The sequence below is a fragment of the Pseudomonas sp. GNP012 genome, assembly GCF_054343835.1.
The window spans coordinates 231237-243495 of record NZ_JBTGUU010000001.1 but is presented as its reverse complement, the minus strand read 5'-3'; the positions used below and the strand labels follow the sequence as shown (position 1 = coordinate 243495).

The window sequence follows — 12259 nt, the reverse complement described above, 5'->3', positions numbered from 1 at the left end:
GAGGCCGGTTTTTTTACCAAAACAGAATCAAGCGTTCTGCAGATTGTCGAGGTAACGCTCGGCATCCAGTGCCGCCATGCAACCGGCGCCCGCCGAGGTGATGGCTTGACGGTACACGTGATCAGCCACGTCACCGGCGGCGAAAATGCCTTCGAGGTTGGTGGCGGTGGCGTTGCCGTCACGGCCGCCCTGCACAACCAGGTAACCGTCTTTCAACGTCAACTGGCCTTCGAACAACGAAGTGTTCGGGGTGTGGCCGATGGCGATGAACACGCCGTCGACTTTCACTTCGTCGAAGCTGCCATCGTTGTTCTTCAGGCGGGCACCGGTCACGCCCATGTTGTCGCCCAGCACTTCGTCCAGGGTCGCGTTCAGCTTCAGCTCGATCTTGCCTTCGGCAACACGGGCGTTCAACTTGTCGATCAGGATCTTCTCGGCGCGGAAGGTTTCGCGACGGTGGATCAGGGTGACTTTGCTGGCGATGTTGGCCAGGTACAGGGCTTCTTCGACAGCGGTGTTGCCACCGCCGACCACAGCCACCGGCTTGTTGCGATAGAAGAAACCGTCGCAGGTTGCGCAGGCGGAGACGCCTTTGCCCATGAACGCTTCTTCGGACGGCAGGCCCAGGTAACGAGCACTGGCGCCGGTGGCGATGATCAGGGCGTCGCAGGTGTAGGTCGCACTGTCGCCAGTCAGGGTGTATGGCTTGGCAGCGAAGTCCACGGCATTGATGTGATCGAAAACGATCTCGGTTTCAAAGCGTTCGGCGTGCTCGCGCATCCGCTCCATCAGCGCCGGGCCGGTCAGGCCGTGGACGTCGCCCGGCCAGTTGTCGACTTCGGTGGTGGTGGTCAGTTGACCGCCGGCCTGCATGCCGGTGATCAGCAGTGGCTTGAGGTTGGCACGGGCGGCATAGACCGCAGCGCTGTAACCGGCAGGGCCGGAACCGAGAATAATCACTCGCGAATGACGAACTTCAGACATGACCTGCTCCTGTTGACCGGCCCGGAACACCTGGCGCGGAACGCCGGATCGCCGGCTGGAATAAAAAAGAACGGTTGAAAGCACTTGGGGAAGGCTTGAACACGACCGTCCTGTAAAAAGATTGGGTGCAGCGTATCGAGGGGGCGAAGATTAAGGAAATACGGATTAACAATCCAGCTCATAGGTGGTCTCTATGCAATCTGCCCGACGATATCGACGTCTTTGTTACAGTGAATGTCGATACCGCCACCGCGCTTTCGCATGTGTAGCAAAGCCGGTAAGGTCGGCGCGTTTTCCCTCTGCTCGGAGCACGCTATGCCCGCCCCTGTTCTGTCCGGCCCGCAATACCTGCGCGAAGGCCTCAAGCTGGTATTGAGCCCAAGCCTGCGTTTGTTTGTGCTGTTGCCGCTGGCAATCAACCTGGTGCTGTTCGTCGGATTGATTTACCTGGCCGGTCACCAATTCAGCCTGTGGGTCGACACGCTGATGCCGTCCCTGCCCGACTGGCTGAGTTTTCTCAGCTACATCCTCTGGCCGCTGTTCGTGGTGCTCGTGGTGCTAATGGTGTTTTTCACCTTCACCATGCTTGCCAACGTCATTGCCGCGCCATTCAACGGCTTCCTCGCGGAGAAAGTCGAAGTGGTGGTGCGCGGCACCGATGATTTTCCGGCCTTCAGCTGGGGCGAACTGATTGCAATGATCCCGCGCACCCTGGCCCGGGAAATGCGCAAGCTTGGCTACTTCCTGCCACGGGCGATCGGGCTGTTCATCCTTTCGTTCATCCCGGTAGTGAACATCATTGCCGCGCCGCTATGGCTATTGTTCGGGGTGTGGATGATGGCGATCCAGTACATCGACTACCCGGCGGACAACCACAAGCTGGGCTGGAACGAAATGCTTGGCTGGCTGCGCGAGAAGCGCTGGCAGAGCATGAGTTTCGGCGGGATTGTTTATCTGGTGTTGCTGATTCCGGTGGTCAACATCCTGATGATGCCGGCGGCCGTGGCCGGGGCGACGCTGTTCTGGGTGCGTGAGCGCGGCGCGGAAAACCTGGTGACCCAGCGCTGAGCCATCAGCACCGGTACCACAGTCACAAATCCATCATCCCGACGTCACACTGACGACATGGCCCCAGCCGACACTGGGGTCATGACGACAGCTCTGCATATCACCCTGATCACCGAAACCTTCCCTCCGGAAATCAACGGCGTGGCCAATACCCTGGGTCGCTTGTGCGACGGTTTGCGCGCGCGCGGGCATCAGGTGGAACTGGTGCGACCACGCCAGGGCTGCGACCAGCAGTTGGGCAGCGACGATGAATTACTGCTGTGCCGCGGCTGGCCGCTACCGGGCTATCCCGGCCTGCAATGGGGTCAGTCGTCGATGCACAAGCTGCTGCGGCGCTGGACGCGTCACCGCCCGGACGTGCTCTACATTGCCACCGAGGGCCCGTTGGGCCTGTCGGCCTTGCGTGCAGCACGGCGTTTGGGGATTTCCGTGGTCAGCGGTTTCCACACCAATTTCCAGCAGTACTCCAACCAGTACGGCCTTGGTTTGCTCACGCGCCTGCTGACTCACTACCTGCGCTGGTTCCACAACCGCTCGACCATGACCCTGGTGCCCAGCGTCAGTCAGCGCATGGAGCTGGAACGACGGCATTTCGAACGGCTGGCGTTGCTCTCCCGAGGGGTCGACAGTGAGTTGTTTCACCCGGCCAAACGCTTGAATGGCCTGCGCGAGCAATGGGGATTGGCCGAGGACGACATCGCCGTCATTCACGTCGGTCGCCTGGCCCCGGAAAAGAATCTTGGCCTGCTCAAACGCACCTTCAATACCCTCAAGGCGAGTTATCCCCGGCGCACCCTGAAACTGATCGTGGTCGGCGACGGTCCGCAGCGCCAGGAGCTGGAAAAGGAAATGCCCGAGACGATTTTCTGCGGCACCCAGCGGGGTGAAGCCCTGGCGTGTCACTACGCATCAGGCGATGTGTTTCTGTTTCCGAGCCTGACTGAAACCTTCGGCAATGTGGTGCTTGAAGCACTGGCCTCGGGGCTCGGCGTGGTGGCCTATGATCAGGCAGCAGCGGCCCAGCATATTCGTCATGGCTACAACGGTGTGTTGGCAATGCCGGGGGATGAAGAAGCGTTCTGCGATGCAGCGGCATGGCTGCTGGAGGACGGGGAAGCCTTGCGCAATGTGCGGCTCAATGCGCGCCAGCATGCCAGTCGCCAGGGTTGGGCGACGATCATCGAACAGTTCGAGGGACAGTTGCGCGGGGCCTGTGCCCGGGAGATGGTGGTGCCGAATGCACCGATTGTTCCCTGATTTCCGGTGACCTTGGGTCAGCCATCGCGAGCAGGCTCGCTCCCACATTGGTTCTGTGTCGTACACAAATCCCCTGTGGGAGCGAGCCTGCTCGCGAAAGCGGCAGTAGGGTCGCCGCTTAAACCAGCGTCATCAACGCTTCACGGCTGAACGGCAGGATGTCGTCCTCACGACCATCGCGCACTTTCTGTGCCCAGTCCGGGTCCACCAGCAACGCACGACCGACCGCCACCAGGTCGAACTCGTCGTTGTTCAGGCGCTCCAGCAGTTTTTCCAGGCTGGCCGGTTGTGCCACTTTGTCGGTGTTGACCATGAACTGCAGGAACTCGCCATCCAGGCCGACGCTGCCCACGGTGATGGTCGGCTTGCCGGTGAGTTGGCGGGTCCAGCCAGCCAGGTTCAGCTCGGAACCGTCGAACTCCGGCTCCCAGAAGCGGCGGGTCGAGCAGTGGAAAATATCCACGCCGGCATCGGCCAACGGCTTGAGGAACTCGCCCAGCGCCTCCGGGGTTTGCACCAGACGCGCGGTATAGTCCTGCTGCTTCCACTGGGAGAAACGGAAGATGATCGGGAAACCTTCACCGACCGCGGCACGCACGGCCTGAATCAATTCAATGGCGAAGCGCGAACGGTTGGCCAGGCTGCCGCCGTATTCGTCGGTACGCTGGTTGCTGCCTTCCCAGAAGAACTGGTCGACCAGGTAACCGTGGGCACCGTGGATTTCCACGCCGTCCATGCCGATGCTCTGGGCGTCCCTGGCAGCCTGGGCGAACGCGGCGATCACGTCCTGGATATCCTGCTGGGTCATGCCGTGCACAACGACCTGTCCGTCCTTGATTTTTTCCGACGGGCCATAGCCCGGCACGCTGGCGTCCGGCTCGGTGCCGATACGACGTACGCTGCCCACATGCCACAACTGCGGAACGATCTTGCCGCCTTCGGCGTGAACGGCGTCGACAACTTTCTTCCAGCCGGCCAGAGCCGCTTCACCATAGAAGTGCGGAACGTTAGGGTAGCCGTTGGAAGCCTTGTGACCGACGGTGGTGCCTTCGGTGATGATCAGGCCGACGCCTGCAGCGGCGCGGCGACGGTAGTATTCGATCACTTTGGAATTCGGCACGCCGCCGGGAGAAAAGGAGCGGGTCATCGGCGCCATGACGACGCGGGTCGGCAATTCGAGGGTGCCGAGGTGGAACGGTTTGAACAGGGCTTTTACGGGCATGGGACGCTCCACGGAAGGATGACTTTATGACGGGGATAATATGGAGTGTCCAACGCATTGAACAGCACTATTGATTGCAGTGATTAAGAGTCAAAAGGTAGGAAATATTGTGGGAGCGAGCCCGCTCGCGATGGTCGTCAACGATTACGCTGTAATCCAGACACAGCGCGGCGTTCTCAGGTTCATCGCGAGCAAGCTCGCTCCTACAGGGGAGGGGAATCAGCTCAGCGCTTTTTCAATCGCATGAACAATGGTCGGATCATCCGGCGCCGTACGTGGCGAGAACCGCGCCAGTACGCGGCCGTCCTTGCCCAGCAGGAACTTCTCGAAGTTCCAGGTGATATCGCCGGGGAATTCCGCGCCCTCGCCCGCCAGCAAGCGGTACAACTGATGACGGTCATGCCCGTTGACTTCCAGCTTGCTGGACAACGGGAAGGTCACACCATAGTTGAGGCTGCAGAAATCCTTGATCTCCTGCTCGGTCCCCGGTTCCTGCCCGGCAAACTGGTTGCACGGCAGGCCCAACACGCTGAAGCCTTTGGCCTTGTATTGTTGGTAGAGGTTTTCCAGCGCCGCGTACTGCGGGGTCAGGCCGCATTTGGAGGCGACGTTGACCACCAGTACGACTTGGCCTTTGAAAGGCGCCAGAGGTAGCTCCTGTCCATCCAGGGCTGTCAATTTAAGGTCGTGAAAAGCACTCATGGCGTACTCCAGATTCCCGTGTTCTTCTCGAAACAGCCACTTGGCGGTGTCATCAGGGACAGCCGCAGACTAAAAAGGCGCCCTCGGGGCGCCTCTCCAGTTATCTGAGCTTAGCGCAGAAATCAGTGGTGATGGCCACCTTCGCCATGGACGTGGCCATGAGCGATTTCTTCCTGGCTGGCGTCACGGATGGCAACGATCTTGACCTGGAAATTCAGGCGTTGACCGGCCAACGGATGGTTGCCGTCAACGGTCACGTCGTCGCCGTCCAGATCACGGATGGTCACGATCTGCATCTGGCCGTCCGGAGCGGAAGCGTGGAACTGCATGCCCACTTCCAGCTCGTCGACGCCTTCGAACATGCTGCGGCTCAGGGTGCTGACCAGTTCGGCAGCGTATTCGCCGTAAGCGTCTTCCGGTTCAACGGCTACGGTCAGCTCGTCACCGACAGCCTTGCCTTCCAGAGCCTTTTCCAGGCCCGGGATGATGTTGCCTGCGCCTTGCAGGTAGACCAGCGGCGCGCCGCCGGCGGAGCTGTCGATGACCTCACCAGCGTCGTTGGTCAGGGTATAGTCGATGGAGACAGCCTTATTGGCGGCGATCAGCATGGGGCGAGACCTTTTGCATAAGAAGATTGAAAGGCCAAGTTTAGCGAAGCAATCGACCGAAAGCGAACACAACCCGGACAAACGGGATTCGACGGTCACAGGCTTCCATCAAGACAAGGACGGCCACTGGGTGGCCGAGCTTTCCTGCGGCCACACCCAACACCTGCGGCACCAGCCGCCCTGGCAATCCCGGGCCTGGGTCATGGACCCTGTGCAGCGCCAGGAAAAAATAGGCCGACCCTTTGCCTGCGGTTGGTGTGCACAAGGCACGGTTAGCGATAACCTTGTCGACTGAATTTCGGTAATCGACCAGCCATAGGTCGTGACCATTGCCATGCACCGTCCAGAGAATCCGCATGCAAACTTTTTTTATCGCGCCCACCGATTTTGGTGTGGGTCTGACCTCCATCAGCCTCGGGCTGGTACGCACCCTTGAGCGCGCCGGGCTCAAGGTCGGCTTTTTCAAACCGATTGCCCAGCCGCATCCGGGCGACACGGGCCCGGAACGTTCCACCGAGCTGGTGGCGCGCACCCACGGCTTGAAACCGCCTCAGCCACTGGGCCTGGCGCATGTCGAGCGCATGCTCGGCGACGGCCAGCTCGATGAGTTGCTCGAAGAAATCATCAGCCTGTATCAGCAGGCGGCCATCGGCAAGGACGTGCTGATCGTCGAAGGCATGGTGCCGACCCGCAGCGCCAGTTACGCCGCGCGGGTCAACCTGCACCTGGCCAAGAGCCTCGACGCCGAGGTGATCCTGGTCTCGGCACCGGAAAACGAAGTGCTTACCGAGCTCTCCGGTCGCGTCGAACTACAGGCGCAATTGTTCGGCGGCCCGAAAGACCCGAAAGTCCTCGGCGTGATCCTCAACAAGGTCAAGACCGAGGAAAGCATGGAGGCCTTCGCCACGCGCCTGAAGGAGCATTCGCCATTGCTGCGCAGTGGTGATTTCCGCTTGCTCGGCTGCATTCCGTTCCAGCCGGAACTGAACGCCCCGCGCACCCGCGACGTCGCCGACCTGATGGGCGCGCAAGTGCTCAACGCCGGTGATTACGAAACCCGGCGCATGACCAAGATCATCATTTGCGCCCGCACCATGCGCAACACCGTGGAGCTGCTCAAGCCCGGCGTGCTGGTGGTGACCCCCGGCGACCGCGACGACATCATCCTTGCCGTCAGCCTCGCGGCCTTGAACGGCGTGCCGCTGGCCGGGCTGCTGCTGACCAGCGACACCCTGCCCGACCCACGCATCATGGACCTGTGCCGCGGCGCCCTGCAGGCCGGGCTGCCGGTGCTGTCGGTGAGTACCGGTTCCTACGACACCGCAAACCTGCTCAATGGCCTGAACAAGGAAATCCCCATCGATGACCGCGAGCGCGCCGAAATCATCACCGATTTCATCGCTGGCCATCTCGATGCCAACTGGTTGCACCAGCGCTGCGGTACACCGCGCGAGATGCGCCTGTCGCCAGCGGTGTTCCGTTATCAACTGATCCAGCGCGCCCAGGCGGCCAACAAGCGCATCGTGCTGCCCGAAGGCAGCGAGCCTTTGACCGTGCAGGCCGCCGCGATCTGCCAGGCCCGCGGCATCGCTCGCTGCGTGCTGCTGGCCAAGCCCGAGGACGTGCAGGCCGTCGCCCGCGCCCAGGGCATCGAGCTGCCGCCAGGCCTGGAAATCATCGATCCGGACTTGATCCGCGAGCGCTACGTCGAGCCGATGGTCGCGCTGCGCAAAAGCAAAAGCCTCAACGCGCCGATGGCCGAGCAACAACTCGAAGACACCGTGGTGATCGGCACCATGATGCTGGCTCTGGATGAAGTCGACGGGCTCGTATCGGGCGTGATCAACACCACCGCCAACACCATCCGCCCGGCCCTGCAGCTGATTAAAACGGCGCCCGGCTGCACCCTGGTGTCTTCGGTGTTCTTCATGCTGTTCCCCGAAGAAGTGCTCGTCTACGGCGACTGCGTGATGAACCCGCACCCGAGTGCCAGCGAACTGGCCGAGATCGCCCTGCAAAGCGCCGACTCGGCCGCCGCGTTCGGCATCACGCCACGGGTGGCGATGATCAGCTACTCCAGCGGCGAGTCGGCCAGCGGCGAAGAAGTCGAGAAGGTCCGCGAGGCCACCCTGCTCGCCCACGAACAACAGCACTCGCTGCTGATCGACGGCCCCTTGCAGTACGACGCCGCGGCCAACGAAAGCGTCGCCCGGCAGCTGGCGCCGAACAGCCAGGTGGCCGGTCGTGCCACGGTGTACGTGTTCCCCGACCTCAACACCGGCAACACCACCCACAAAGCCGTGCAGCGCAGCGCCGACTGCGTCAGCCTCGGGCCGATGCTGCAAGGCCTGCGCAAACCGGTGAACGATTTGCCGCGCGGCGCGCAGGTCGACGACATCGTCTACACCATCGCCCTGACCGCGATTCAAGCCGCCAACCGACCTATGGATGTGTAAATGCTGGACTTCCTACCCGCCCCGTTGCGCGGCGTGATCGCCTCGCTGCTGCTGGCATTGAACACGATTTTGCTCTGCTCGTTCCTGTTCTGCGTGGCACTCGTCAAGGCATTGCCGTTCGTCCTCACCCAACTCATCGCGGGCTGGCTGATGAGTCATACCCATGAAGCCTGGATCAGCCTCAACAAAGGCTGGATGAACCTGGTGCGCCGCACGCGCTGGCACATCAGCGGCCTGCAAGGCCTCGACTACCGGCACTCGTACCTGATCACCAGCAACCACCAGAGCTGGGTCGACATCCTGGTGCTGCAATACGTGCTCAACCGACGCATCCAACCGTTGAAGTTCTTTCTCAAGCAGGAGCTGATCTGGGTCCCGGTGATTGGCCTGGCCTGGTGGGCGCTGGGCTTTCCGTTCATGAAGCGCTACTCCAAGGCCTATCTGGAGAAGCACCCGGAGAAGAAAGGCAAGGACCTGGAAACCACCCGCAAGACCTGCGCGAAATTCCGCGACAACCCGGTGGGAATCTTCAACTTCGTCGAAGGCACGCGCTTCACCGAGGGCAAGCATGCCCAGCAGAAATCGCCTTTCAAGTACCTGCTCAAGCCCAAGGCGGGCGGCATTGCCTTTGTGCTGGATGCGATGGGTGAGCAACTGGAGTCCATCGTCAACGTGACCATCCACTACCCGGCCGGGCGTCCTGGTTTCTGGGACTTGTTGTGCGGGAACATTGCGGACGTGGTGGTGCACTTTGAAGAGTTGAACATTCCGCCGCAGTTCATCGGCAAGAACTACGACCAGGATGGTGAGTACCGATTGCAGTTCCAGGGCTGGATCAATCAGATGTGGCAGGACAAGGATGCGCTGCTGGAACAGTTGCATCGCGAGTATCCAGCGAAGTCTTGAGGTGCCTGTACTGGCCTCTTCGCTGGCAAGCCAGCTCCCACAGGGACCGTGTCGTTCACAAATTTTTCGAACGCCCTCAAAACTGTGGGAGCGGGCTTGCCCGCGATAGCTATTTCCAGGACACAAAAAAACCCGCAGACCATCACTTGTCTGCGGGTTTTTCATTTTGCGCTAAGGCTTAAATCGCACCACGCTCGCGCAGCAGACCCAACACTTGCTTGACGCCTTCTTCCAGCGACACGGACTGGGTGTCGATCACCAGATCGGCATCCAGCGGCACGTCGTACGGGAAGGACTCGCCCGGGATGTTATCCCCGGCCGCCGCGTACAGGCCCTGCGGATCACGCTCGGCGCAGACGGTCGGCGAAGCCTGGACGTAGACCGTCAGCAGACGTTCCTTGCCGATCAGTTCCCGGGCCTGTTCACGACCTTCGGCACTCGGCGCAACGAACGCCGCCAGGGTCAGCAGACCGGCTTCGTTGAACTGACGCGCAACGTGCGCGGCACGACGCCAGTTCTCGGTACGCCCGGCGCGATCCTGTGGCAGACCTTTGTTCAGGTCGTGACGCAGGTTCTGGCCATCGAGTACGAACACCGCACGACCCAGGTCGAACAGCTTGCGTTCAACCGCATACGCCAGGGTGCTCTTGCCCGCGCCCGACAAGCCGCTGAACAACACGGTGGCCGGTTGCTGGCCGAAGCGCTGGGCGCGCTCTTCAGTGGCGACGTGGGCCAGCTTGCCGTGGTGCGTGCTGGTGCCATGGGCCAAAGGCTGGGCGACGATCATGCCGGCGCCGACGGTGCCGTTGGTCAAGCGGTCGATGATGATGAAGGCGCCGGTAGTGCGGTTGCTGTCGTAACCGTCGAGGGCAATCGGCGCGTCGAGCGCGATCTTGACCTTGCCGATTTCGTTCAACTGCAACGCGCTGGCCGGACCTTCTTCCAGGGTGTTCACGTCGACTTTGTTGACGATGCTGGCGATGGAGCCCGGCACGTAACTGGTGGCGCGCTTGATGTCGTATTTCTTGCCCGGCAGCATCGGCTCTTCAGCCATCCACACCAGCATGGCTTCGAAGCTGTCAGTCACCGGCGGCACGTTGTCGGCGTGAACCAACAGGTCGCCACGGGAGATGTCGATTTCGTCTTCCATGGTCAGCGTGACTGCCTGACCTGGACCGGCGTGTTCCAGTTCACCTTCGAAGGTGACGATGGACTTCACGCGGCTGCTCTTGCCCGACGGCAGCACCACGACTTCGTCGCCTTTCTTGACGATGCCGCTGGCCAGTGTACCGGCGAAGCCACGGAAGTTCAGGTTCGGACGGTTGACGTACTGCACCGGGAAACGCAGGTCGGTGAAGTTGCGATCGCCCGCCACTTCCACGGTCTCGAGGATTTCCATCAGCGACTGGCCGGTGTACCACGGCGAGCGCTCGGACTTGTTCACCACGTTGTCGCCCTTCAGTGCCGACATCGGCACGAAGTGCATGCTGGTGGGCTTCATCTTCAGGCCTTCGGCGAACTGCAGGTAGTCGGCCTTGATCGACTCGAACACGCCTTGGTCGAAGTCCTTGAGGTCCATCTTGTTGATGGCGACGACTATGTGCTTGATGCCCAGCAACGAGGCGATGAAGCTGTGGCGACGGGTCTGGGTCTGCACGCCGTAGCGGGCGTCGACCAGGATGATCGCCAGGTCACAGGTGGACGCACCGGTGGCCATGTTGCGGGTGTACTGCTCATGGCCGGGGGTGTCGGCGATGATGAATTTGCGCTTGGCGGTGGAGAAATAGCGGTACGCGACATCGATGGTGATGCCTTGTTCACGCTCGGCCTGCAGACCGTCGACCAGCAACGCCAGGTCGATGTCTTCGCCGGTGGTGCCGACTTTTTTCGAGTCGCGGGTGATCGCTTCCAGGTGATCTTCGTAGATCATCTTGGAGTCGTGCAGCAGGCGCCCGATCAGGGTGCTCTTGCCGTCGTCGACGTTACCGCAGGTCAAAAAGCGCAGCAGCTCTTTACGTTCGTGCTGGCCCAGGTAGGCGAGGATGTCCTCGCTGATCAAATCAGATTGATGCGACATGACAGCCCCTTAGAAATAACCTTGACGTTTTTTGTCTTCCATCGAGCCTGCGCCATCGTGGTCGATGACACGGCCCTGGCGCTCGGAAGTTCGCGTCAGGAGCATTTCCTGAATGATGTCCGTAAGGCTTTCGGCCTCGGACTCCACCGCGCCCGTCAACGGGTAGCAACCAAGGGTACGGAAACGCACTTTCTTTTTGACGATGCGCGCTTTGTCTTCATCGCTCAGGTGCTCGAGGATGCGCTCGTCGTCGATCATGATCAGCGTGCCGTTCTTCTCGATGACTTCGCGTTCGGCGGCGAAGTACAGCGGGACGATCGGGATGCCTTCAAGGTAGATGTACTGCCAGATGTCCAGCTCGGTCCAGTTCGACAGCGGGAAGACGCGGATCGACTCGCCCTTGTTGACCTTGCCGTTGTAGACGTTCCACAGCTCGGGACGCTGGTTCTTCGGGTCCCAGCGGTGCTTGCTGTCGCGGAACGAGTAAACGCGCTCCTTGGCGCGGGATTTCTCTTCATCGCGACGGGCGCCGCCGAACGCTGCGTCGAAACCATGCTTGTCGAGTGCCTGCTTCAGGCCCTCGGTCTTCATGATGTCGGTGTGCTTGGCGCTGCCGTGGGTGAACGGGTTGATGTTCTGCGCCACGCCGTCCGGGTTGACGTGGGTGATCAGGTCGAGGCCCAGTTCCGCGACCATCTTGTCACGGAAGGCGTACATCTCCTGGAATTTCCAGCGAGTGTCGACGTGCATCACCGGAAACGGCAGCTTGCCCGGGAAGAACGCCTTGCGTGCCAGATGCAGCATCACGGCGGAGTCTTTACCGATGGAGTACAGCATCACCGGGTTGTCGAACTCGGCGGCCACCTCGCGGATGATGTGGATGCTTTCCGCCTCCAGCTGTTTCAGATGCGTCAGTTTGTCGACCATGGCTACTCACGAAAGCTTTCTTATGAACGGCCAGCGGGCCGTGTTCGAGCGG

11 protein-coding genes are annotated in these 12259 nt (G+C 61.0%); 5 read left to right on the top strand and 6 right to left on the bottom strand.

Annotated features, from left to right (window positions below; genetic code table 11):
- Positions 1-27: 27 nt before the first annotated feature.
- A complete protein-coding gene (gene trxB / locus ACXX83_RS01015) occupies positions 28-984 on the bottom strand; it encodes a thioredoxin-disulfide reductase (RefSeq protein ID WP_007970300.1) in 957 nt (318 codons plus the stop codon).
- A gap of 315 nt (positions 985-1299) precedes the next feature.
- Here trxB and cysZ point away from each other — a divergent pair, with 315 nt between their 5' ends.
- Together cysZ and ACXX83_RS01005 are read left to right on the top strand one after the other, a co-directional pair.
- Entirely contained in the window at positions 1300-2052 is a 753-nt protein-coding gene (gene cysZ, locus ACXX83_RS01010; protein WP_102675408.1) for a sulfate transporter CysZ, read from the top strand.
- Positions 2053-2109: 57 nt separating this feature from the next.
- Positions 2110-3309 (top strand): glycosyltransferase family 4 protein, encoded by a 1200-nt coding sequence (locus ACXX83_RS01005; RefSeq protein WP_217837203.1) that lies wholly within the window; start codon positions 2110-2112, stop codon positions 3307-3309.
- Positions 3310-3427: 118 nt separating this feature from the next.
- Here ACXX83_RS01005 and ACXX83_RS01000 read toward each other — a convergent pair whose 3' ends face one another.
- From ACXX83_RS01000 to ACXX83_RS00990, 3 genes are all read right to left on the bottom strand, one after another.
- Positions 3428-4531, bottom strand: coding sequence for an NADH:flavin oxidoreductase (locus ACXX83_RS01000; RefSeq protein WP_102675407.1), 1104 nt, complete (start codon positions 4529-4531; stop codon positions 3428-3430).
- A 219-nt stretch (positions 4532-4750) separates the two neighbouring features.
- Entirely contained in the window at positions 4751-5233 is a 483-nt protein-coding gene (locus ACXX83_RS00995) for a glutathione peroxidase (protein ID WP_007970293.1), read from the bottom strand.
- 122 nt (positions 5234-5355) lie between these two features.
- The gene (locus ACXX83_RS00990) at positions 5356-5841 is read right to left on the bottom strand and encodes an FKBP-type peptidyl-prolyl cis-trans isomerase (protein ID WP_007942189.1); all 486 of its coding nucleotides are present in this window, start codon (positions 5839-5841) and stop codon (positions 5356-5358) included.
- On the opposite strand from ACXX83_RS00990, the gene ACXX83_RS00985 reads away from it, so the two are divergent.
- From ACXX83_RS00985 to yihG, 3 genes are all read left to right on the top strand, one after another.
- Complete coding sequence (locus tag ACXX83_RS00985; protein ID WP_458547360.1) at positions 5810-6136, top strand: DUF3565 domain-containing protein; 327 nt, start codon at positions 5810-5812, stop codon at positions 6134-6136. The genes ACXX83_RS00990 and ACXX83_RS00985 overlap by 32 nt on opposite strands.
- Positions 6137-6197: 61 nt before the next feature.
- Positions 6198-8297 (top strand): phosphate acetyltransferase, encoded by a 2100-nt coding sequence (gene pta, locus ACXX83_RS00980; protein WP_458547359.1) that lies wholly within the window; start codon positions 6198-6200, stop codon positions 8295-8297.
- The gene (gene yihG, locus ACXX83_RS00975; RefSeq protein ID WP_458547358.1) at positions 8298-9203 is read left to right on the top strand and encodes a 1-acylglycerol-3-phosphate O-acyltransferase, YihG family; all 906 of its coding nucleotides are present in this window, start codon (positions 8298-8300) and stop codon (positions 9201-9203) included.
- A 178-nt stretch (positions 9204-9381) separates the two neighbouring features.
- Here yihG and cysN read toward each other — a convergent pair whose 3' ends face one another.
- Together cysN and cysD are read right to left on the bottom strand one after the other, a co-directional pair.
- Positions 9382-11280 carry a sulfate adenylyltransferase subunit CysN gene (gene cysN, locus ACXX83_RS00970; RefSeq protein ID WP_102701496.1) on the bottom strand — a complete coding sequence of 633 codons (1899 nt, stop codon included), beginning with the start codon at positions 11278-11280 and terminating at the stop codon, positions 9382-9384.
- Positions 11281-11289: 9 nt separating this feature from the next.
- Complete coding sequence (cysD, locus tag ACXX83_RS00965) at positions 11290-12207, bottom strand: sulfate adenylyltransferase subunit CysD (protein WP_007970286.1); 918 nt, start codon at positions 12205-12207, stop codon at positions 11290-11292.
- Positions 12208-12259: the final 52 nt, after the last annotated feature.

Bases quoted from the DNA above. Each gene is read 5' to 3' on its own strand.
- cysZ (WP_102675408.1), top strand. From the start codon at position 1,300: ATGCCCGCCCCTGTTCTGTCCGGCCCGCAATACCTGCGCGAAGGCCTC.
- trxB (WP_007970300.1), bottom strand. From the start codon at position 984: ATGTCTGAAGTTCGTCATTCGCGAGTGATTATTCTCGGTTCCGGCCCT.
- pta (WP_458547359.1), top strand. From the start codon at position 6,198: ATGCAAACTTTTTTTATCGCGCCCACCGATTTTGGTGTGGGTCTGACC.
- ACXX83_RS01000 (WP_102675407.1), bottom strand. From the start codon at position 4,531: ATGCCCGTAAAAGCCCTGTTCAAACCGTTCCACCTCGGCACCCTCGAA.
- cysD (WP_007970286.1), bottom strand. From the start codon at position 12,207: ATGGTCGACAAACTGACGCATCTGAAACAGCTGGAGGCGGAAAGCATC.
- cysN (WP_102701496.1), bottom strand. From the start codon at position 11,280: ATGTCGCATCAATCTGATTTGATCAGCGAGGACATCCTCGCCTACCTG.
- ACXX83_RS01005 (WP_217837203.1), top strand. From the start codon at position 2,110: ATGGCCCCAGCCGACACTGGGGTCATGACGACAGCTCTGCATATCACC.
- ACXX83_RS00985 (WP_458547360.1), top strand. From the start codon at position 5,810: ATGGAGACAGCCTTATTGGCGGCGATCAGCATGGGGCGAGACCTTTTG.
- ACXX83_RS00995 (WP_007970293.1), bottom strand. From the start codon at position 5,233: ATGAGTGCTTTTCACGACCTTAAATTGACAGCCCTGGATGGACAGGAG.
- yihG (WP_458547358.1), top strand. From the start codon at position 8,298: ATGCTGGACTTCCTACCCGCCCCGTTGCGCGGCGTGATCGCCTCGCTG.
- ACXX83_RS00990 (WP_007942189.1), bottom strand. From the start codon at position 5,841: ATGCTGATCGCCGCCAATAAGGCTGTCTCCATCGACTATACCCTGACC.